Genomic DNA, 21,344 nt, shown 5'->3' with positions numbered 1-21,344 from the left:
CACCGCAAGATCGGACAAGCGCTACCTGAGACGGGAGGTCCACCGGCCGGAACACTGCGGTATCGTCTGCCGACCCTTGGTATGGCAGATCGAGGAGCGTGCGCGTGTTCAACCGGATCCGACGCCTGCGGCAGGTGGCGGCCATCGCGTCCATATCGGCCCTGGTGGCAGGGTGCGGCGTCCTCTCGTCCGATGCGACGGAGGAGGAAGGCCCGATCGTCGTGGGGACGACCGCTGCCCCCAGCACCCTTGATCCCGCCGCCTCCTGGGACAGCTCCTGGGAACTGTTCCGCAACATTTACCAAACGCTGCTCAGCTATCCCTCCGGCGCGGCCGCGCCCGAGCCCGACGCCGCCGAGAACTGTCAGTTCACCGATGGCTCGAACATGAAGTACCGGTGCGAGCTGCGCGAGGGCCTGAAGTTCTCCGACGGGCACGCGCTCGACGCGCAGGCGGTCAAGTACTCGATCGACCGGATCCGGACGATCAACGTCAACGGTGGTCCCGCCGGTCTGCTCGGCAGTCTCGAACGGGTCCAGGTGCTGAACGAGCGCGAGCTCGTCTTCCACCTCAACAAGGCCGACGCGACCTTCCCCTTCGTGCTCGCCACGCCCGCGATGTCGATCGTCGACCCGCAGGAGTACCCGGCCGACAAGCTGCGCGAGGACGACAGTGTCGTCGGGTCCGGCCCGTACAGCCTCGCGTCCTACGACGAGGGCGAGAAGGCCGAGCTCGTCAAGAACGACACGTATCAGGGGTACGCGGAGCGCAAGAACGACGCGGTCACCATCCGCTACTTCCAGGACTCGCCGACCATGGTCGGCGCCCTGCGCGACAAGGAGCTCGACGTCGCCTTCCGTGGCCTCGCCGCCGAGGACATCGTCGACCTCCAGGCCGACGACGATGACGAGCTCCAACTGATCGAGGGCTCCGGCACCGAGATCAACTACCTGGTCTTCAACCCCAAGGACCCCATGGCCGGCAAGGAGGCCGTCCGCAAGGCCATCGCCCAGGTCGTGGACCGCCCGGCGATCGCCCACAAGGTCTACAAGGACACCGTCGAGCCGCTGTACTCCATGGTCCCCAAGGGCCTGACCGGACACACCACGGGCTTCTTCGACGACTACGGCGACCCCAGCAAGACCAAGGCCCGCAAGATCCTCACCGACGCGGGCATCACGACCCCCGTCCCGCTCACCCTCTGGTACACCAGCGACCGGTACGGCTCCGCGACCAAGGCGGAGTTCGAGGAGCTGAAGAGCCAGCTGGAAGGGTCCGGCCTCTTCGAGATCACCCTCAAGAGCCGTCCGTGGAAGACCTACGTCACCGGATACCAGAACGGCGAGTACCCGGTGTTCGGCCGTGGCTGGTTCCCGGACTTCCCGGACGCGGACAACTTCATCGCGCCGTTCGTCGGCAAGCAGAACGCGCTCGGTACGCCTTATGTCGTGCCCAAGATCACCGAGACCCTGCTGCCCAACTCCCGGGCCCAGAGCGACCGTGCCAACGTGGTCAAGGACTTCGAGGACGCCCAGCGGATCCTCGTCGACGACGCGCGGCTGCTGCCGCTGTGGCAGGGCCGGCAGTACGTGGCCGCCAGCGCGGAGATCTCGGGTGCGGAGCGAGCGCTGGACCCGTCGACGATCATGATGGTGGGCGAGCTGTACCGCAAGACCAGCTGGTAGCGGTCCCACCGGCTGCGGCACCGGCTGCGGCTGCCGCCGCCGGTCGGGATGCGCGGTGGTTGTCGGGATGTGCGGTCCGCGGGGCGATTGTCAGTGGTCGCCTGTAGGTTCGGAGAACCGGAAGCGACCCCTGGTCGTGGACCGCACATCGTCTGCCGCACATCGTAAGGAAGTTGACGTGACCGACATCGCCATGCTGCCCGAGTCCTGGCGCGGGGTTCTGGGTGACGAGCTGCAGCAGCCCTACTTCAAGGAGCTGACGGAGTTCGTCGAGGAGGAGCGGGCGAAGGGTCCCGTCTACCCGCCGCGCGAGGAGGTCTTCGCGGCGCTCGACGCGACGCCGTACGACAAGGTGAAGGTCCTGATCCTCGGCCAGGACCCGTATCACGGCGAGGGCCAGGGCCACGGCCTGTGCTTCTCGGTCCGCCCCGGTGTGAAGACGCCGCCCTCGCTGCGCAACATCTACAAGGAGATGAAGGAGGAGCTCGGCCTCCCCGTCCCGGACAACGGCTATCTGATGCCCTGGGCCCAGCAGGGCGTCCTGCTGCTCAACGCGGTGCTGACGGTCCGCGGCGGCGAGGCGAACTCGCACAAGGGCAAGGGCTGGGAGAAGTTCACCGACGCCGTGATCCGGGCCGTGGCCGACCGACCCGACCCCGCGGTGTTCGTGCTCTGGGGCAACTACGCCCAGAAGAAGCTCCCGCTCATCGACGAGACGCGGCACGTGGTGGTCAAGGGGGCGCACCCCTCGCCGCTGTCGGCGAAGAAGTTCTTCGGGTCCCGGCCGTTCACGCAGATCAACGAGGCGGTGGCCCGGCAGGGGCACGAGCCGATCGACTGGCGGATCCCGGACCTGGGCTGAGCCATGAGCGGGCCGGTCCATTCACGGGACCGGCCTGGTGCCGTACGGAGGCGCCTGACGGGATTGTGGGTGGGGGCGTGTGCGTCATCGTCCGATGCTCATGCCCAGCCTTTGCGGACCGCCAGCCAGCCGAGCTGGATCCGGCTCTCCGCGCCGGCCCTGGCCATGAGTTCGCCGAGCCGGCGCTGCAGGGTGCGCCGGGAGATGCCCAGCTGACCGGCGGCCGCCTGGTCGGTGAGGCCCGACAGGAGCAGCCCCAGGATGCGGGCGTCGAGTTCGTCGATCCGGTCGTCCCGGGTCTCCTCGATGTCGTCGCCCGCGGTGTTCATCGACAGCGGGTAGGCACTCTCCCACGCCAGCTCGAAGTACGCGACGAGGGCCTCCAGCAGGCCGCCGGCATGCACCAGCACCGACGCCGCGGCGGTGTTGCGGCCGGGCAGCAACGGCAGCATGGCCAGCTCCCTGTCGGCGATCATCAGTTTCACCGGTACCTCGTCGGCCACGGCGACCTGTTGGCCGTCGGCCAGGGCCGCCAGCGCCTGACCCACCATCCCCGGCTCGTTCAGCGCCGCACGCTGGACGATCGTCCGGTAGCGCACTCCGCGCCGTACACCGGCCTTCTCGGCCGGGTTGCGGTGCGGTGGCACCACGGCCAGCGCCGGGACCATCATCGACCGCACCTCGTGGCGGGCGGACTCCTGGAGCTGGAGGAACCGGTGCCGTACCGCGTCGACGTCCGTGATCACCTCGACGAGGCTCCCGGCCGCCGCTGCCGTGCGGTGCTGCTCACTCAGCGCGAGCACGGCCAGCTCTGCGGTGCGCAACTCGTCCCGCCGTCGGCGCAGTTCCCCGCCGAGCGCCACGGCCGGCGGTGCCGCGGTGAACCGGGTGGCCGTCCGGGCCGCGGAGTCACTTCGGGCGGCCACCGCGAGGCCGCGCTCCGCCAGCGCGGTGAGCAGCCGGAGCACCTCGGCCGGGGGACGGCCGCACTCCGCGGCCAGCTCCAGTGCGCTGGACCCGCACCGGCCGACGAGCAGACAGTAGATCTCCTCCTCGGCAGGGCCGAGTCCGAGCGCAGCGAGCAACGGGCACCTTGCCTTCGAACGAAAATTTCCAGGAGGATACCGGGCCTGCCGGGGCCCTCACGCCGGGGTGCTCAGCAGACGCCGAGGCCGCCGCCCGAGGAGTGGTCACCTTCCCTCGGGCAGCGACCCGCGGTCACTTCAGTCCGTAGGCGCGCGTCACCTCCTGCGTGATGCTGTTGCCCCTGTCGTCCCAGGTCTTCGCCCTGAGCGAGACATGGCCGCGGCGCGGGGCGTCGAAGTGCGCGGTCCAGCCGCCGGAGGCCGCCCGCTCGAGCGGTACCGCATGCCACGTACGGCCGTCGTCGAACGAGACCGAGAGGGTGGCGTCCTTGACCCGGCCCGCTCCTGCCGCGCCGGGCAGATGGGTTCCGGTCAGCCGCAGGGTCTGCCGGCCTCCCGGCGTGTTGCCCGCCAGGTCGGTGGCGATGCCGTAGTCGAGCTGCATCAGTGCCATCCGGTCGATCCGCAGCGGGTCGTTCACCGGGTCTGACTTGACCTGCCACACCGTGTGGGTGCGGGGCGAGAGCCGGTACACGGACGCGTCGCGCTCGGCGCGCAGGTCGAGGGTGTAGGTCGACGGCTCGGTCGGAACCGGCCAGAGCGTCGCGGACGCCCAGGCGGAGGTTTTGACCAACTCACCGTCCTGGTAGACCTTGAAGTCGATCGTGTTGCCCCAGTCCTGCATGTAGCCGCCGTGACCGGTGCCGCCGTCCGTCCAGGGCTGGACGTTGAGGGACAGGAAGTCGCGCTGCCGCTCCGACCACCAGAAGCCGCCGCCGTTGCGCGGGCGCGCGATCGGCGAGAACCAGTCGCTGGTCACCCGGGTGCCCGCCCGGTAAGTGACGATCGGGCCGTTGGACTCCAGCGCCAGGTCGGGGCCGGTGATCGCGTCCTCGGCCCAGGAGGTGCCGGGCTGCGCCGAGAGGTAGTCGGTGCGCGTGCCGGGCATGTCCATCCGCAGTGGGAAGCCCAGGGAGTAGCTGCGGTAGGGCCGGTAGTCCCAGCGGTACTCACCGCTGGGCGTCGCGCGGTCGCCGTGGAAGCGCGTCTCGACCGTGGCCAGCTCGGACGCGCGGGGACGATAGGTTAGGCCGGTGGCCGGGATGCGGTCCGGGTGCGGGTCGACCAAGTCGTAGACATACGGCGAGTTGGGCACACCCACGGCGTTGAGCCGCAGTGTGCCGCGCCTTGCCCGCTCGATCAGGGGAGCGCCGTCGCGTGCGGTCACCGAGACCACGGGTACCGCGCTGTAGCCCTGGTCGGGGGCGACCCACTCGATGAGCTTGCCCGGCCGGTCGTTGACGACGATCAGCAGGGCTGCTCCGGCGTCGGCGGCGGCCTTGGCCCGCTGGGATCCCGTGAGCGCGTCGGAGCGGGTGACCAGCACGGCCTTGCCCTTGACGTCCCTCCCCGCGTAGTCGGCTGCGGCGCCCGTCCCGGCGTACCGCGTGTCCAGGCGCTCGCGGCCGTCGTAGAAGGCGGAGCCGGACTGGCCCAGTACCGGCACCGGTCTGCCGTCGTGGGTGAGGGTCAGCAACGGATGGGCCTTGCGCCACCGGGTCTGGTACTCGAACGAGCCGGTGGTCACCTTGCGGGTGGGCAGTACGAACATGCTGTCGTGCGTGGGAGGGAGCAGGTACTGGATGTCCACGGTGCTGAGGTCGCCGTCGGAGCGGTGCCAGTTCATGTAGAGCATCCGGTCCTCGGTGCGGCGCGGTACCTCCGCGGTGACCTCACGGGCCCTGCTCGCGTCGAGGACCAGTTCGCGGTCGCGGTCCAGGACCAGCTCCGGGTCACCGAGCAGCGCCGTGGCGAGCGAGTCCGGGCCATGGCTGCCGGGGACCTCGAGGAGGCTCAGCGCGCTGTACGTCCCTGCTCGCAGCCGCACCGATGCCGTGCCCGACTCGTCCAGGAAGACCACCTGCGGATCCTCGACGACGCCGAAGCGCTGGAACTGCACGAAGCCCCGGGCTGGCTCGCCCGCACGGTCCTTGAGGACGATGTCCAGGGTGTGCCGCGCGTCCTCCCGGTACAGCCCGATCTGGGTACGGGCCAGGACGGCACCGCTTGGGTCGGCCGCGCTGATCTGCCCGAGGTAGCGGCGGCCCTCGGCGCCGAGGCGCGGGCGGGCGACAGCGGTGACCGTCGTGGCGCCGTGCGCGGGCACCGTGACGGTGTCGGCGTTCAGCGAGAACATGCCCTCGGGGGCGGGGGAGCCCGAGCCCGCGCCGGGATCCGTGTCGTACGGGCCGCCGGCGACGGCCGCGCTCAGCGAGAGCTTCAACTCCACCGGCCGGTCACCGCTGTTGCGGTACGTCACCGCTCGCTCCACCGGCGCCTCGTCGCCGTGCGGCCAGCCGTCGAAGCCGAAGTACGCCGACCCGGTGGCCGTCACCGTGGCCGCGACCGAGGCGGCCACATCGGCCCGGCCCGCGCCGACCTGATAGGCCGTCAGGTCGGTGAGCGGCTTGGAGCTGCTCATCAGCGCGTCCTTGAGCTGCCCGGCGCGCCAGTCGGGGTGCACCTGGGCGAGGATCGCGGCGGCCCCGGCGACGTGCGGCGTCGCCATCGACGTACCGCTCATGCCCTGGTACCAGCCGGAGTCGGCGCTGCCGCCGGCCCTGGCCGCGAGGACGTCGACACCGGGGGCGGCGATGTCCGGCTTCAGGGCGTAGTCACCGAAGCGGGGTCCCCGGGTGGAGAAGTCCGCGAGACGGTCCTCGCCGTCGACGGCCGCCACCGTCAGCGCGGAGTCGGCCGCACCGGGAGCGCTCAGCATCGCCTCGGAACCGGTGTTGCCCGCCGCGACCACGAACAGCGCACCGCTCTGTGCGCTCAGCCGGTCCAGTGCCTGGCTCATCGGGTCGCTGCCGTCGGTCGGTTCGGAGCCGCCGAGGCTCATGCTGACCACGTCGGCGCCCTGCGCGACGGCCCACTCCATGCCGGCGATCACCCACGAGTCCTCGCCGTACCCCTGGTCGGAGAGGACCTTGCCGACCAGCAGGTCGGCGCCGGGGGCGACACCCTTCTCCGCTCCGTCGGAGGCGGTGCCGCTGCCGCCGACCGTGGAGGCGGTGTGGGTGCCGTGGCCGTTGCGGTCCTCGACGGTCTCACCCGGCACGAAGCTGACGGACCCGGTCACCCGGCCCGCCAGGTCGGGGTGCCGGGTGTCGTAGCCGGTGTCCAGGACCGCGACCTCGACTCCCTTGCCGTCCCAGCCGCCCGCCCAGGCGGCCGGGGCGCCGATCTGGGTCGTGGTGTCCTTGAGCCGTGTCTCGACCCGGCCGTCCAGCCAGATCTTCGCCAGGCCGTCGTCCAGTCGAGGCTTCGCGCTCGCGTTCGCGGTGGCGGGGACGGCGTCGGGAGTCACCGACTCCCACAGTCGCCGGATCCCCTTCTTGGCCGCCTTGACGGCGGTCGCGTCGATGCTGGGCAGCGACCGCACCCGGCTGGTGCCCTCGGGCAGGTCCCGGGACGACGGCACCCTGGAGGCGTGCTCACGGTGGCCGAGGATCAGCGGGAGGCCCTTGCTGTTCCGGTCGTCGTAGCCCTGCTCGATCAGGCCGGTCACGTTGAACAGCCGCCGGTCGATCCGGTCCGCGGCAAGGTAGGGGAGGGCCTCGTCGGGATAGACGTACAGGTCGCCGCCGACCGACTCGCTGCGGACACCGCCGACGGCTCCGTGCGGCCGCCGGACGTCGACGGTGTGCTTTCCGCCGCCGAGGTCCACGACCCGGACGACATCGCCGGTGATCAGAGTGACGGTGTGCTGCGCACCGGTGCGGGAGGCACTCGCGGGCCGTCCGGCGGTGCCCGGCGTGCTGTCCGCGACCGCCGGGACCGCCGGGCCGGTCATCGAGGTCGCACATGCGACGGCCGCGACGAGTGCGGCGAGAGTGCGCCGCGGGCGTCGTCGGCGGGGTATGAGGGTGATCATGCCTGGGTCCTATCGGACCTGTCGGCTCCGGGGAACGTCTCCCGGCTGGCACAAGTGCGTCAGTCGCACATGCGCCAAGGGGCTGTCGCGCCGCCGGGCAGGGTCGTAGGGGCTCGTGCCCACGAGACGCTGGTGGCCGCCCGCCCGTCCCCGTCGGGGTGGCGGGGCCGGGCTGGTGCCGCGTTGGCTGCTCGGGTCGGGGCGCCCGTCGGCAACGCGGCACGCGGCGGACGGGAGACGGACGGGAGACGGACGGGAGACGGACGGGAGACGGACGGGAGACGGACGGGAAAACGGCCACCGGGCGGCGGGGGCCGCGCCCCGTGCCGGAGGCGCGCGCCGGGGGCTGGTGCTGGGGCTTCGGCCTGTGGTGTGCGTGTCGCGGGCCGGGTCCTGGGCTCCCGGCGTGCGGCGGTGTGCCCGCGCTTCTGGTCTTGGGGCTACGGCGTGTGGGGGTGGGCCCCTGCGCTTCTGGTCCTGGGCCCCGGGGCCGCGTGCTGTGCCCTGGCTCCTGACGCCGGCGCCCCCGCCTGCGGAGTGTGTCCGCCCCCCTGGTCCGGAGCGGCTCCTGCCGGCTCGTAGGCTCTGGCGTATGGCGGGTACACAGGCACGTGGGGCGGAGCGGGGACCGGGGCGGCCGCGGGAGGAGCGGGTCACCGGCGCGGTGCTGAACGCGGTCGTCGAGCTGGTCACGGAGCAGGGCATGGGGGCGGTCACCATGGACGCCGTCGCGGCCCGGGCCGGGGTGAGCAAGCCGGCCATCTACCGGCGCTGGCCCACGAAGCAGGATCTGGTCATGGCCGCCGCCGAGAGTCGCATCGGGGTGCTGTCGGTGCCCGATCTCGGGGATTTCCGGGCCGAGTTGCGTGTCGTGCTGATGGCCAGGCTGGAGGCGTACCGGATGCCCGGCTCCGACCGGCTGCTGGCGGGCCTCATCGGTACGGCGGCCGAGGCGGGTGCCGACCGCGGCCAGTACACCCGGTACACCGAGCGGATCACGAGCGAGACCCGGCGCATCCTGGAGCGCGGTATCGCCCGCGGTGATGTGCGTGCGGACATCGACGTACGGGCCGCGGCCACCCTGGTGGCCGCGCCGCTGCTGTTCCGCCTGATCGGCGAGCAGGAACTGCCTGACTCCCGGCTCGTGGACATCCTCGTGGACCTCGTCGCGCGCGCTGTCGCCTCGGCTTCCTGACCCCGGCCGGCGCCCTGCGGCTCCGCCGGGGCGGGCGGCCGGTGCACGCGCGAGCAGCCGGAAGGTGGGCCCGGCTGCCCTCGCCTGGTGATTCCTGACTTGTCTCGGACCCTTGCCACGCCCTCGGCTAATAACGATACTGCCAGGAACGAAATTAGCTCCTCGTTCCCGGAGGGTTCATGGACAGCGTCGTCACCGCCTCTTCCCCCGTTCTCGGCAAGCCCTTGGTGCACTTCGGCAAGCGCGTGCTCGAGCGCACCGGGCCGGGTCTGCCGTCGGCGGACTACCAGCGCCTCGGCATCCACCCGCTCACCCCGCACATCGGGGCCGAGATCGACGGCGTCGACCTCTCCGCCCCGCTCGACGAGGAACTCGCCGAGGAACTCAAGCGGGCCCTGCTGGAGTGGAAGGTGATCTTCTTCAGGGACCAGCATGCCTTCGACGCCGAGTCCCAGCTGGCGCTCGCCCGCGTGTGGGGGGACCCGGAGCCGAACCCGTTCTTCCCGAAGACCGCGACCGTCGGCGTGTCCCGGCTGGCCAAGGACGCCAACGCAGCGGGGAACAAGAACATCTGGCACAGCGACCACTCATTCATGGCCGCTCCCGCCCTGGGCTCGGTGCTGCGCGCCGTCGACATCCCGCCCGCCGGCGGAGACACCATGTGGGCCGACATGGCAGCCGCCTACGACAACCTGTCCGGCGAGATGAAGGAGCGCATCGACCCGCTGACCGCCGAGCACGACTGGGTGCACAGCTGGGGCGCGATGATGTCGGCCGACCAGATCGCCACGCACCGGCAGACGCTGCCGCCCGTCGAGCACCCGGTCGTCGTGCGCCACCCCCGCACCGGCCGCAAATTGCTCTACGTCAACGAGCCCTTCACCATCCGGATCCTCGGGCTGCCCGAGGACGAGAGCCGGGAGCTGCTCCACGAACTCGTGCTGCAGGCGCGCATCCCCGAGTACCAGGTGCGTTTCCGCTGGCAGCCGGGCTCCGTGGCGATCTGGGACAACATCGCCACGCAGCACTACGCGATCAACGACTACTACCCGCAGCGACGGGTCATGGAGCGCATCGCGATCACGGGCGTCCCCCTCTCCTGACCCGCACCACACCCGCCCAAGGGGCCGGACACGAGCCGGCCCCGCCCCTTCCCGCCCCACCCCCGCCCGCCCGTCCTCCGCGGAGACCCTGTGACCGACACCGACGTCGTACCCGCTGCATCCGCCCGCCCCCGAAGAACCATGAGCGGGCCGCGACAGCGCGCCTGGACCGTCACCGCACTGCTCGTCGTCTTCATGATGGTCAACTTCGCGGACAAGTCCGTGCTGGGCCTGGCCGCCGAACCGATACGCGCGGACCTCGGCCTGTCCGCCTCCGCCTTCGGACTCGCGAACAGCGCCTTCTTCCTGCTGTTCTCGGTCTGCGGCGCCGCCGTGGGCCTGCTCGCCGACCGCATCCGCCCCAAGTGGCTGCTGCTGGCGATGGCCCTGCTGTGGTCGGTCTCCCAGGCCCCGCTGGCCATCGGGGGAGGACTGGCCCTGCTCGTCGCCTCACGGGTTCTCCTCGGCGCGGCCGAGGGTCCCGCCTTCCCCGTGGCACAGCAGACCGCCATGTCGTGGTTCCCCGACCGAAGCCGCAATCTGCCGGGCGCGCTGGTGGTCCTCGGCACCACCCTGGGCGTGCTCATCGCCGCGCCCGGCCTGACCTGGGTGATGAACGAGTACGGCTGGCGCCGCGCGTTTGCCGTGGTCGCGGCGGCAGGCCTGGTCTGGGCGCTGCTGTGGATTCCCCTCGGCGGTGAGGGCCGCTCCAGGAGCGCGCCGGACGCCTCCTCTGCCCATGCCGGCGCCCGGACCGCCGACGGGACCGGAGCGACGAGGCGCCGGACACCGTACCGGCGGATTCTCGCGACAAGGACCTGGATCGGTGCCACGACGGCCTACTTCGGCGCGTACTGGATCACCGCGTTCGGACTCGTCTGGCTCCCCTCCTATCTGCACGAGGGGCTGGGCTACTCGACAGCCGCGTCCGCCCGGGTGCTGATGCTCGTCTACGGCCTGAACGCCGTCGTGGTGCTCGGCCAGGCCGGCTTGACCGGATGGCTGCTGCGCCGCGGCACCCCTAGCCGGTGGGCCCGTGGCCGGGTCGGCGGCACCTTGCTGCTCCTGAGCGCCGCGGCCTGCCTGACACTGCCGTCCGCGCCGGCCGGTGCCGCGACCGTCGTGCTCCTGGTCGTCGGCTTCGGGGCCGCCGGAGCGATGACCAGCATCGCCGTCACCACCGTCGCCCAGCTGACGCCCGCGGACCGGCGGGGCGGAGCCCTGGGCATCATGAACGCCGTCGTGACCACCGCCGGCCTGATCGCACCCACGCTGATCGGGCACCTCGTGGACACGCACGGGACGGGCGGCTACCGCTACGCCGTCCTGCTCACCGGCGCGCTCCTCGTGCTCGGCGGAGTCGCCGCCGCGACGCTCATCGACCCCGACCGCGACGCGCCCGCGTTGTCCGCGTGACACCTGCGCCCGCCGTCCAGGGCCCGGAGGAACGGTCGGGACGCCCAGGCCCGTGGTGCAGGCCCCGGGCGGAGCGCCCCCGTATCGCCGCCAGTCGGAGCGCCCCTAACACCCCGGACACAGCCTCCTCGTAACACCCCGGACAGAGCTCCCCCGTAACGCCCTTGGACAGAGCGCCCCCGTAACGCCCCTGCACGGAGCGCCTGCCGTTGACACACCGGATGCAGCGCACCCTCCCCCCGATCCGGTCAACCACCCTCCCTTACGCCTGACTTCCGCAAGGAGCGACGTGACCTCCAGCGCCCCCGACGCAACCGTCCCCGACGCAACCGCCCTCGACACCCCCGCCCTGGACCGGGCCGTCGCCGCCCTCCGGCGCGGTGCCGGGGCCTGGTCCGCCACCCCGCTCTCCCGGCGTATCGCTCTGCTGGAACGGCTGCTGCCGCGGGTGGTCGCCACCTCCGCCGACATGGCCGCGGCCGGCGCGAGCGCCAAGGGCTACGGCGCAGCCTCCCCGTGGGCCGCCGAGGACTGGATGGGCGGGCCGTGGGCCCTGGCGCAGAACACCAGGGCCCATCTGCACGTCCTGCGGCGCATGGCCGCCGGCCGCGACCCCCTGGACGCCCGGTCCGTGCACGCCCGGGACGGCCGCACGGTGGTCGACGTCTTTCCGGCCACCGGATGGGACAGGCTGCTGCTCAACGGTTACACCGCCGAGGTGTGGATCGGTCCGGGCATCGGCCCCGAGCAGGTACGCGAGCGTGCGGCGGGGGAGTACCGGGGACGCCCCGGACGCCCGGGTGTGGGGCTGGTGCTCGGAGCGGGCAACGTCGCCGCCATCACGGCGCTCGACATCCTGCACAAGCTCTACGTCGAGGGCGAGGTCGTCATCGCCAAGATGAACCCCGTCAACGCCTACCTGCGCCCCCACTTCGAGCAGGTCTTCGCCGACTTCATCGAGCGCGACTGGGTCCGCTTCGTCGACGGCGGCGCCGCCGAGGGCGCCTATCTCACGCGCCACGAGGGCGTCGACAGCATCCACGTCACCGGCAGCGAGCGCACCCACGACGCCATCGTCTGGGGCACCGGCGACGACGCCGTCCGACGGCGGCGGGCGGACCGGCCCCTGGTCGCCAAGCCCTTCAGCAGCGAACTGGGCGGTGTCAGCCCGTGCATCGTGACGCCCGGACCCTGGAGCGACGCCGACTTCCGGTTCCAGGCCGAGCACATCGTCAGCAGCAAGATGAACAACTCCGGGCACAACTGCATCGCCAGCCAGGTCCTGGTCGTACCCCGCGACTGGGACGGCACGGAGCGGCTCCTGGACGAGATACGGCGCGTGCTGCGGGCACTGCCCCCGCGCACCGACTACTACCCCGGCGCCGACCGCCGGCTCGCCGCCGTCCGCGCGGCACACCCGGCAGCGGAGACCTACGGCGACGGCTGCCGGTTCCTCGTACCCGACATCGCCGACCACGACGACGTCCTGATCACCACCGAGGTCTTCGCCAGCGCCCTGGGCGTCGTACGGCTTCCCGGCTCGACCACCGGTGAATTTCTGCACCGCGCCGTCGACTTCGCCAACGACGTGCTCCCCGGCAGCCTCGGCGCCACCCTGCTCGTCCACCCCCGGACCGCGCGCACCGAACGGACGACGCTCGACTCGGCCGTCGCCGCCCTGCGCTACGGCACCGTGGGCGTCAACTGCTGGTCGGCCGTCGGCTTCCTGCTCGGCTACACCCCCTGGGGCGCCTTCCCCGGCAACACCCGTCACGCCATCGGCAGCGGCATCGGGTTCGTGCACAACGCGTTCATGCTCGAGGACGTCGAGAAGACCGTGCTGCGCGCTCCCTTCGCACCGGCGCCGCGCGGCCTGGCGGCAGGGCAGACGTCACTGTCCCCCCGGCCGCCGTACTTCGTCACCAACCGCACGGCCCTGACCACCGTCGAACGGCTCGTCCGCTTCACCGCCGAGCCGAGCGTGCGGAAACTGCCGGCCCTCTTCGCGTCCGCCCTGCGCGGCTGATCCACCAGAACTCGGGGCCATGAGCGCCCCACCCACCCTCTTCCGGGAGACTCCCTTGCTGAACCTCGCCGTCATGCTCGAAAGCAGCGCCCGCGCCGTGCCCGACCGCACCGCGATCATCCTCGGCGACCAGCGGCTGACCTACGCCGAACTGGACACCGCCGCACGCCGCGTGGCCGGCCTGCTGCACTCCCGGGGCATCCGGCCCGGCGACAAGGTGGCGCTGTCCTGCCCGAACCTGCCCTGGTTCCCGATCGTCTACTACGGGATCCTGAAGGCCGGCGCCGTCGTCGTCCCGCTCAACGTCCTGCTCAAGAGCCGGGAGGTCGCCTACCACCTGACCGACTCCGGTGCCAAGGCCTACTTCTGCTTCGAAGGCACCCCCGAACTGCCGACGGGTCAGGAGGGCTGGGACGGTTTCGGTACCAGCGACGGCTGCGAGCACTTCTTCCTGCTGACCGCCGCTGCCACTACCGACTCGCCGCTCGCGGGCGCGGAGACGCTGACCGCGGCCCTGGTTGGGCACAGCTCGGACTTCGAGACGGTCCTCACCGACGCGGGCGACACCGCGGTCATCCTCTACACCTCCGGCACCACCGGCCGGCCCAAGGGCGCCGAGCTCACCCACGGCAACATGACGCTCAACGCCCTGACCTGCCAACAGCTCTTCGGTGCGGCCGGGCAGGCGGAGCACGATGTGCACCTGGTCACCCTGCCGCTGTTCCACTCCTTCGGCCAGAGCGTCCAGATGAACGCCGGCCTGGCGGCGCGGGCGACGCTGGTGCTGCTCCCGCGGTTCGACGCGCACTCGGCGCTCACCCTGATGGAGCGGCACTCGGTCACGATCTTCGCCGGTGTGCCGACCATGTACTGGGCCCTGCTCCGGGACGAGGCGCCCGGCGTGCACCTGCCGCGGATCGCGGAGAACCTGCGCTTCGCCGTCTCGGCGGGGGCGGCGCTGCCGGTCGAGATCCACCGCCGCTTCGACGAGCGCTTCGGCATCACCGTCCTGGAAGGCTACGGCCTGTCGGAGACCAGCCCCGTGGCCACGTTTTCCCCGCACGGCGAGAAGCCACGCCCGGGCTCCATCGGCCGCCCGGTGTGGGGCGTGGAAGTGGACCTGATCGACGACGACGGATCCCCGGTCGAGGGCCCGGACGCGATCGGCGAGATCGTCATCCGCGGGCACAACGTGATGAAGGGCTACCTCAACCGGCCGGAGGCGACCGCGGAGGTCCTGCGCGACGGCTGGTTCCGCACGGGAGATCTGGCCCGCCGCGACAGCGACGGCTGGTACTACATCGTCGACCGCGCGAAGGACCTGATCATCCGCGGTGGCTTCAACGTGTACCCGAGGGAGGTCGAGGAGGTGCTGCTGACCCATCCCGCCGTGAGCATGGCGGCCGTGATCGGCGTGCCCCACGACAGCCACGGCGAGGAGATCAAGGCGTGTGTGGTGCTCGTTCCGGACGCGGAGATCTCGGAGGAGGAGCTCGTCGCCTGGTGCCGGGCGACGATGGCGAGCTACAAGTACCCGCGCCTGGTGGAGTTCTGCGCCGCCCTGCCCACCAACGCCACCGGCAAGATCCTCAAGCGGGAACTGCGCACCGCGGGCGCGCCGGCTGTCGGCCACTGAGCCGAAAGGGCACCGGGGAGGCACTTCCGCGCGGCGGTGTACGCCCCACCGGGCCGGTCCTTCGCCGGACCGGCCCGGTGCCGTACGGAGCCGCCTGCCCCGGATCGCCGCGGGAGGCCGTTAGCGTCGAAGGGATCATCCGACGAGGGTCCGGAGGACGCGGTGGCGGAGCAACAGGAGCAGGCGGCGCCCGATGCGGTGCTGACGCGGATCGGGCAGGTCGTGATCCTCCATCATGCGGGTGACCGGGAGGAGGCCCGGCGCCGGTTGCTGGACCTGTGGACGGAGCTCGGCGAGGACGGCGACCCACTGCACCGGTGCACCCTCGCGCACTACCTCGCGGACACGCAGGACGACCCCTCGGACGAGCTGGCGTGGGATCTGCGGGCCCTGACGGAGGCCGAGAGTGCCAGTGGGGCGGTTGCCGTGCGGGCGCTGTATCCCTCGCTGCATCTGAATCTGGCCGCCGACTATGTGAAGCTCGACCGCGCGGAGGCCGCGCGTGTGCATCTGCGGCGGGCGCGCGGGGCGGCGGGGGTGCTGGGGGACGACCGGTACGGGGACGGGGTGCGGGCGGAGATTCGGCGGTTGGAGGCGTGGCTGGGGGAGGGGGTGTAGGGGCAGCGGGTTGTTTTTCGATTGCCCGGTGTGGGGGCTGGTCGGCTCGCAGGGATACACATGGACCCAGCTCCCCGGCCCACCCCCGCCCTACGCCTCAGCCCCCGCCCTACGCCTCAGCCCCCGCCCTACGCCTCAGCGCCCGTACGCCTGATCGCAGATCTTCGACTCCGGGCTGTCCGCCTTCCAGCCGCCGTACTGCCTGCCCAGCGCGCAGACGTCCGCGTTCTTCGGGGAGTCGGGGCGGATCGGCCGCGGCACGTCGGGGACCTTCACCGGCGGCTGCTTCGGGACGCCGGCGGCCGGACGGCGGGCTTCGTGGTGCCCGGGACGGGAGTGCGGGTGGGCGCGCCGCGCCGGGGGCTCGGGTGCCGGTGGCAGGGTGGGGCGGGGCGTGGAGTGTGCGGTGGACGGCGTGGGGTTCGGGCGGCGGGACGGGGCGATGAGGGTCAGGGCCTCCTGGGCCGGTGCCTGCACGACCGGCCGTTCCGCCGGCCCGCTCGGTGGGGGCGGCGCCGGCGGCTGGGACGGCGGCGGTGGGCCGGGCGGCGGTGCCTGCTGGACCGTCACACAGCCGGAGAGGGCCGAGACGGCCACGGTGACCAGGAGCGTTGCGGTGGTCGTCGTTCGATGCACGCGCGCAACTCTGCTGGTTCCGGCGGCCGTTGGGACAGCGGACCAGCAGAGGTTGATCCACACGGGTGATCTCTGACCTCGTACGGGCGGCGCCGCCCGCCGCGGCTGACGTCAGTCGCCGGTGGCGCCGTCGACGCGCTCGCGGATCAGGTCGGCGTGGCCGTTGTGACGGGCGTACTCCTCGATCATGTGGGTGTAGATCCAGCGCAGGTTGAACTGCTCGCCGGTCCGCCGGTGTTTCCCCTCGGAGAGGTCGTCGAGGCCGAAGCGGGCCGCGTTGCGCCGGGCGACCTCGATCTCGGACTGCCAGGTGGCGTACGCCTCCTCCCAGGTGTCCGACTCGGAGAGGTGGAACTCGCCGTCCGGGTCCTCGTCGGTGTAGTAGATCGGGCCGGCGTCCTCGGCCGCGAGCACCTTGCGGAACCAGCCCCGCTCCACCTCCGCCATGTGCCGAACCAACCCCATCAGGGACAGCTCGGACGGCTCCACGGAAGCGGTCCTGAGCTGGGCGTCGGTCAGGCCCTCGCACTTCCAGGCGAGGGTCTGCCGGTGGTAGTCCAGCCAGCCCTCCAGCATCGTGCGCTCGTCGGCGGTGGTGGCGGGCTCATGGCGTTCGGTGTCGGTCGTCATGCCCGCATCCTTGCTCAACTCGGGCCCGATCACGAGGAGTTTTCCCGGTCGCCGGCTCACTGGCCGGACATCCCGACGAGCAGTTCGCGCAGCCCCGCCCGGACCTCCTCCAGGCTCGGCACCTCCGCGCTGTAGGACCCCGCCACGCAGCTGAACATCAGCCCGTCAGCCCAGGCGACCAGGGACAGCACATGCCTGGCCGGGTCGGTCGAGCCCATCGCCGTGACAAGGGCGGTGAGCTGGTCGCGGAAGCGGGCGCCCGTGGCGTCGAAGTAGGCGCGCAGCTCGGGGCGGCGCGTGGCCTCCAAGGCCAGCTCGTAGCGGGCGAGGGTCAGTTCGCGGCCGCGGGTCAGGGCGCGGTGCGTCGCCAGGGCCAGGCCGTGCACGAGTGAGTCGAGGCCGTCGCGCGGGTCCGGCATCTCGTCCAGCGCCAGGACGCGCGCCTCGCGGTCGGCGAGCCGCCGCACCGCCAGCTCCAGCAGCGCCTGGCGGGTGCGGGCGACGTTCGACGTGGAGCCCTGGGGGAGCCCGGCCGCCTCGTCGACCGCCCGGTGCGTGAGCCCGCGCATGCCGCGCTCCGCGAGCAGGGCGAGGGCGGTGTCGGCGACGAGATCGGCGCGGGAGCCGACGGCGGTGCGTTCGGACATGGAGATCAACCTACCCGCGACACTACGTCTGTAGTACGGTCGAGGCACTGCTTCACTACATCTGTAGTTAGATCCAGTCGCCTGCAGGGGGATCCGACCTGCAGGGGGATCCGATAGGAGGAGGAGCCATGGCACAGTCCAGGCGGGCCGTCGTGATCGGCGGCGGCATCGGCGGCCTCACCGCGGCGGCCGCACTGCACCGAGACGGCTGGGACGTCACCGTGCTGGAGCGGGCCCCGTCCCTGGAGCCGGTCGGCGCGGCGATCTCCCTCGCGCCCAACTCCCTGCGCGCACTGGACGTCCTCGGGCTCGGCGACGAGATCCGCGACCTTGCGGCCTGGCAGGGCGACGGGGGACTGCGCACCCCGTCCGGGCGCTGGCTCTCCCGCACGGACGCCGACGCCGTGGCCGCACGCTTCGGCGGGCCTCTCGTCCTGCTGCACCGGGCCACCCTCATCAACAGCCTCGCCGCACAACTCCCGCCGCAGGCCCTCCGCACGGGCATCGACGCGGCGATGGCCGACCCGGGTGACACCGACCGACCCGCGCGCGTGAGCACCCCGGACGGCGAACTGGAGGCCGACCTCGTGGTGGCCGCCGACGGCATCCAGTCCGCCGTACGGCGTGTCCTGTTCCCGGAGCACCCGGGGACCGTCTACTCCGGTTTCACCACCTGGCGGGTCGTCATCCCGGTGCCCGGCGTGGAGTTCGCCTCGCACGAGAGCTGGGGCCGGGGCCGCATCTGGGGTTCGCACCCGCTCAAGGACGGCAGGGTCTACGCGTACGCCGCCGCGCTCACGCCCGCCGGACAGCGCGCGCCCGACGACGAGAAGGCCGAGTTGCTGCGCCGCTACGGCGACTGGCACGACCCGATCCCCGCGATCCTCGCCGCCGCCCGCCCCGAGGACGTCCTGCGGCACGACGTCCACCACATCGCCGACCCGCTGCCCGCCTACCACCGGGGCCGGGTCGCCCTGGTCGGAGATGCGGCGCACGCCATGCCGCCGACGCTGGGGCAGGGCGGCAACCAGGCCATCGAGGACGCGATCGTCCTCGCCCTCACCCAAGCTCCCGGCTCGGCGCGTGCGGACGGGAACCCCGTCTGCGACGGCCTCGCCGCCTACACGGCGGCCCGCCTTCCGCGTACGACCACCATCGCCCGCCAGGCCGTCAGGATCGGCCGCCTCAACATGATGACCAGCCGCGCCGGGATCGCCGTACGGAACACGGCGCTGGCCGCGCTGTCCAAGGCGGCGCCCCTGCTGTTCCTGCGGAGCTTCGAGGGCATCGCCGACTGGCGGCCGCCGCAGGCGCCGTATGCTGCCGGGAAGACCCCGGCCGGCAGCCCTTGGACCGGCGGGCAACCCTTGGAGGAGAACAACCGTGAAGGTCGGCTGCATCGGACTCGGTGACATCGCGCAGAAGGCCTACCTTCCGGTGCTCGCCTTCCAGCCCGGCGTAGCACTGCATCTGCAGACCCGTACGCCCGCGACGCTCGGCCGGGTCGCCGACAGCCTCCACCTTGCGCCGCAGCAGCGGCACGAGGACCTCGACTCGCTCCTCGCCCAGGGCCTCGACGCCGCTTTCGTGCACGCGCCCACCGTGGCGCACCCGGAGATCGTGACCCGGCTGCTGGAGGCGGGCGTGCCGACCTATGTCGACAAGCCGCTCGCCTATCGCCTCACCGAATCCGAGCGGCTGGTGGCACTCGCCGAGCGGCGCGACGTGAGCCTCGTTGTCGGCTTCAACCGGCGGTACGCCCCCGGCTATGTGCAGTGCGCCGACCATCCGCGCGAGCTGATCCTGATGCAGAAGAACCGGATCGGGCTGCCGGAGGAGCCGCGCTCGATGATCCTGGACGACTTCATCCACGTCGTGGACACGCTGCGCTTCCTGGTGCCGGGCCCCGTCGACGACGTGACCGTGCGCGCCCGTGTAGAGGGCGGCCTGCTGCACCACGTCGTGCTGCAGCTCGCCGGGGACGGCTTCACCGCGCTCGGCGTGATGAACCGGCTCAGCGGCTCGGCCGAGGAGATCCTCGAGGTGTCCGGGCAGGACACCAAGCGTCAGGTCCTCAACCTCGCCGAGGTCGTCGACCACAAGGGCCAGCCGACCGTCCGGCGGCGCGGGGACTGGGTGCCGGTGGCCCGGCAGCGCGGCATCGAGCAGGCGGTGCTGGCCTTCCTCGACGCCGTGCGCGCGGGCAAGGTGCTCAGCGCCCGGGACGCGCTGGCGACTCATGAGTTGTGCGAGCGGGTCGTACGCGCGGTTCAGGATCGCGTCGCCTGAGCCGCGGCCGCAGGGTCCGGATGCCCTCGCTCGCGCACCATGCCGCCATGATCAGCAGTGCCGTGTACACCGGCCACTCGCCGAAGCGGACGTACGGCGTGGTGCCGTCGGCCAGCGGCACCTCATAGACGGCGCTCGTGCGCGCGCTCGTGGCCAGCCAGGAACCGATGCGCTCCCCGCTCGGGCCGTACACGGCCGAGACGCCGGTCAGCGTCGCGTGCACCATGGGCCGGCCGGTCTCGGCGGCACGCAGCGCGGCCAAGGAGGCGTGCTGCTCGGGCGCCCAGCTCTGCTGGAACGTCGAGGTCGCCGACTGGGCGATCAGCACCTCGGCGCCGTCGTCGACCAGGTTGCGGCTCATGTCGGAGAACGCCGACTCGAAGCAGACCATCGGGCCGATGCGCAGCCCGTGACCGGCGTCCATCACGACCTGCTGCGTGCCCTGCCTGCGGTCCTCGGCCGCCGCCTCGCCGACGGAGGTCGCCCAGCCGAGCAGCGAGCGGGCCGGTATGTACTCACCGAAGGGGACCAGCCGCATCTTGTCGTAGCGGGCGCCGGTCGGGCCGTCCGGGCCGGCCAGGATCGAGCTCTTGTAGATGCCGGGTTTGTCGGAGCGCCGCGCGTCCACGTTGACCAGGATGTTCGCCCCCGTCTCGCGCGACAGTGCGGCGAGCCGCCGCGCGAAGTCGGGCCGGTCGCGCAGGTCGAAGCCGACGCTGCTCTCGCCCCAGACGATGAGGTCGACGTCCTGGCCGGCCAGCTCGCGGGTGAGCTGCTCCTCCCGGTCGAAACGCCGGTCGGCGCTGCCGGCGCCGTGGATCACGCCGGGCTGGACGACGGCGATCCGGACCCGGTCGTCGACATCGGGACGCGGGGACCACATCCATGTGGCCGAGGTAGCGACGGCCGTGGCGAGCAGACCGGCCACGGCGGGTGTCCGGGACGTCCGCACGGCCACCAGCACGGCGACCGCGACATTGACGGCCACGACCAGGAAGCTGATCAGCCAGACGCCGCCCACCGACGCGAGCCGCAGCGCGGGCTCCACCTCCCACTGACTGGAACCCAGCACGCCCCACGGCCCGCCGAGCCCCTGCCAGGAGCGGACGAGTTCGATCAGCAGCCAGCCCGCCGGCAGGACGACAAGGGCCCCCGCGACCCGGCCCGTGGAGGGGGTCCCGGTCAGGAAGCGGCGCACCAGCCAGCCCCACGGGGCCCACAGCGCGCCGAGCAGGGCGGCGAGGACGAACGTGAACACATGCAGGTTCGGCAGCAGCCAGTGGTGCATCGCCAGCATGAAGCCGAAGCCGCCCCACCAGCCGTCGTACAGCGCCCGTTTCCCGGTCGGCGCGGTGCGGAGCAGCGCGATCCACGGGACCAGCGCGACGTACGCGAACCACCACCACGACGGCTCGGGGAACGCGAGCACGGGCAGCGCACCGGCCAGCGCGGCGGCGGTCGAGCGCCGCCACGGCGAGGCGAGCCAGTGGCTGTTCGTCTTCATGCGGTATCTCCCTACCCCGTGGTCTCTCCAGTGTGCTCGCCGGCACTGACAGTGGGACAGTGGGCGTCCGCTCAC

The 21,344-nt window shown here is 72.0% G+C and carries 16 protein-coding genes; 10 read left to right on the top strand and 6 right to left on the bottom strand.

What is annotated here, in order from left to right; all coding sequences use genetic code 11:
• Window positions 1-104: 104 nt before the first annotated feature.
• Window positions 105-1,685 (top strand): ABC transporter substrate-binding protein, encoded by a 1,581-nt coding sequence (locus ACQEV2_RS06255; RefSeq protein WP_433037405.1) that lies wholly within the window; start codon window positions 105-107, stop codon window positions 1,683-1,685.
• Between the two features lie 178 nt (window positions 1,686-1,863).
• Entirely contained in the window at window positions 1,864-2,547 is a 684-nt protein-coding gene (gene ung / locus ACQEV2_RS06250; protein ID WP_433037402.1) for a uracil-DNA glycosylase, read from the top strand.
• Window positions 2,548-2,645: 98 nt separating this feature from the next.
• On the opposite strand, the gene ACQEV2_RS06245 is transcribed toward ung, so the two are convergent.
• Together ACQEV2_RS06245 and ACQEV2_RS06240 are read right to left on the bottom strand one after the other, a co-directional pair.
• The gene (locus ACQEV2_RS06245) at window positions 2,646-3,632 is read right to left on the bottom strand and encodes a helix-turn-helix domain-containing protein (protein WP_433037400.1); all 987 of its coding nucleotides are present in this window, start codon (window positions 3,630-3,632) and stop codon (window positions 2,646-2,648) included.
• Between the two features lie 133 nt (window positions 3,633-3,765).
• A complete protein-coding gene (locus ACQEV2_RS06240) occupies window positions 3,766-7,569 on the bottom strand; it encodes a S8 family serine peptidase (protein ID WP_433037397.1) in 3,804 nt (1,267 codons plus the stop codon).
• A gap of 592 nt (window positions 7,570-8,161) precedes the next feature.
• On the opposite strand from ACQEV2_RS06240, the gene ACQEV2_RS06235 reads away from it, so the two are divergent.
• The 6 genes from ACQEV2_RS06235 (at window position 8,162) to ACQEV2_RS06210 (ending at window position 15,563) form a co-directional block, all read left to right on the top strand.
• Window positions 8,162-8,764 (top strand): TetR/AcrR family transcriptional regulator, encoded by a 603-nt coding sequence (locus ACQEV2_RS06235; RefSeq protein WP_433037395.1) that lies wholly within the window; start codon window positions 8,162-8,164, stop codon window positions 8,762-8,764.
• A 179-nt stretch (window positions 8,765-8,943) separates the two neighbouring features.
• The gene (locus tag ACQEV2_RS06230; protein ID WP_433037392.1) at window positions 8,944-9,867 is read left to right on the top strand and encodes a TauD/TfdA dioxygenase family protein; all 924 of its coding nucleotides are present in this window, start codon (window positions 8,944-8,946) and stop codon (window positions 9,865-9,867) included.
• Between the two features lie 90 nt (window positions 9,868-9,957).
• Window positions 9,958-11,283, top strand: a complete 1,326-nt coding sequence (locus tag ACQEV2_RS06225; RefSeq protein WP_433037389.1) for an MFS transporter — start codon at window positions 9,958-9,960, stop codon at window positions 11,281-11,283.
• Window positions 11,284-11,572: 289 nt separating this feature from the next.
• Window positions 11,573-13,309, top strand: a complete 1,737-nt coding sequence (locus ACQEV2_RS06220; RefSeq protein ID WP_433037386.1) for an aldehyde dehydrogenase family protein — start codon at window positions 11,573-11,575, stop codon at window positions 13,307-13,309.
• A 19-nt stretch (window positions 13,310-13,328) separates the two neighbouring features.
• On the top strand, window positions 13,329-14,945 hold the full coding sequence (locus ACQEV2_RS06215; protein WP_433037383.1) for a long-chain-fatty-acid--CoA ligase: 1,617 nt from the start codon (window positions 13,329-13,331) through the stop codon (window positions 14,943-14,945).
• A 162-nt stretch (window positions 14,946-15,107) separates the two neighbouring features.
• Window positions 15,108-15,563, top strand: coding sequence for a hypothetical protein (locus ACQEV2_RS06210; RefSeq protein ID WP_433037380.1), 456 nt, complete (start codon window positions 15,108-15,110; stop codon window positions 15,561-15,563).
• Between the two features lie 135 nt (window positions 15,564-15,698).
• On the opposite strand, the gene ACQEV2_RS06205 is transcribed toward ACQEV2_RS06210, so the two are convergent.
• The 3 genes from ACQEV2_RS06205 to ACQEV2_RS06195 form a co-directional block, all read right to left on the bottom strand.
• The gene (locus ACQEV2_RS06205; protein ID WP_433037378.1) at window positions 15,699-16,199 is read right to left on the bottom strand and encodes a hypothetical protein; all 501 of its coding nucleotides are present in this window, start codon (window positions 16,197-16,199) and stop codon (window positions 15,699-15,701) included.
• A 111-nt stretch (window positions 16,200-16,310) separates the two neighbouring features.
• Window positions 16,311-16,829 (bottom strand): DinB family protein, encoded by a 519-nt coding sequence (locus tag ACQEV2_RS06200; protein WP_433037375.1) that lies wholly within the window; start codon window positions 16,827-16,829, stop codon window positions 16,311-16,313.
• Between the two features lie 56 nt (window positions 16,830-16,885).
• Complete coding sequence (locus ACQEV2_RS06195; protein WP_433037372.1) at window positions 16,886-17,476, bottom strand: TetR/AcrR family transcriptional regulator; 591 nt, start codon at window positions 17,474-17,476, stop codon at window positions 16,886-16,888.
• A gap of 128 nt (window positions 17,477-17,604) precedes the next feature.
• Between ACQEV2_RS06195 and ACQEV2_RS06190 the strand changes: the two genes are divergently transcribed.
• Together ACQEV2_RS06190 and ACQEV2_RS06185 are read left to right on the top strand one after the other, a co-directional pair.
• A complete protein-coding gene (locus ACQEV2_RS06190; RefSeq protein WP_433037369.1) occupies window positions 17,605-18,888 on the top strand; it encodes an FAD-dependent monooxygenase in 1,284 nt (427 codons plus the stop codon).
• Window positions 18,860-19,765 carry a Gfo/Idh/MocA family protein gene (locus ACQEV2_RS06185; RefSeq protein ID WP_433037367.1) on the top strand — a complete coding sequence of 302 codons (906 nt, stop codon included), beginning with the start codon at window positions 18,860-18,862 and terminating at the stop codon, window positions 19,763-19,765. The genes ACQEV2_RS06190 and ACQEV2_RS06185 overlap by 29 nt, the downstream gene beginning before the upstream one ends.
• Here ACQEV2_RS06185 and lnt read toward each other — a convergent pair.
• Entirely contained in the window at window positions 19,689-21,269 is a 1,581-nt protein-coding gene (lnt, locus tag ACQEV2_RS06180) for an apolipoprotein N-acyltransferase (RefSeq protein ID WP_433037364.1), read from the bottom strand. The genes ACQEV2_RS06185 and lnt overlap by 77 nt on opposite strands.
• Window positions 21,270-21,344: the final 75 nt, after the last annotated feature.

Origin of the sequence: Streptomyces sp. CA-251387, assembly GCF_050936625.1 — a bacterium.
GTDB lineage: Bacteria > Actinomycetota > Actinomycetes > Streptomycetales > Streptomycetaceae > Streptomyces.
This window is presented reverse-complemented; position numbering and strand designations above follow the sequence as displayed.

What these genes read in the sequence shown, in the direction of transcription:
- ACQEV2_RS06215 (WP_433037383.1), top strand. Translation starts at nt 13,329, where the DNA reads ATGAGCGCCCCACCCACCCTCTTCCGGGAGACTCCCTTGCTGAACCTC.
- ACQEV2_RS06190 (WP_433037369.1), top strand. Translation starts at nt 17,605, where the DNA reads ATGGCACAGTCCAGGCGGGCCGTCGTGATCGGCGGCGGCATCGGCGGC.
- lnt (WP_433037364.1), bottom strand. Translation starts at nt 21,269, where the DNA reads ATGAAGACGAACAGCCACTGGCTCGCCTCGCCGTGGCGGCGCTCGACC.
- ACQEV2_RS06200 (WP_433037375.1), bottom strand. Translation starts at nt 16,829, where the DNA reads ATGACGACCGACACCGAACGCCATGAGCCCGCCACCACCGCCGACGAG.
- ACQEV2_RS06235 (WP_433037395.1), top strand. Translation starts at nt 8,162, where the DNA reads ATGGCGGGTACACAGGCACGTGGGGCGGAGCGGGGACCGGGGCGGCCG.
- ACQEV2_RS06240 (WP_433037397.1), bottom strand. Translation starts at nt 7,569, where the DNA reads ATGATCACCCTCATACCCCGCCGACGACGCCCGCGGCGCACTCTCGCC.
- ACQEV2_RS06195 (WP_433037372.1), bottom strand. Translation starts at nt 17,476, where the DNA reads ATGTCCGAACGCACCGCCGTCGGCTCCCGCGCCGATCTCGTCGCCGAC.
- ACQEV2_RS06230 (WP_433037392.1), top strand. Translation starts at nt 8,944, where the DNA reads ATGGACAGCGTCGTCACCGCCTCTTCCCCCGTTCTCGGCAAGCCCTTG.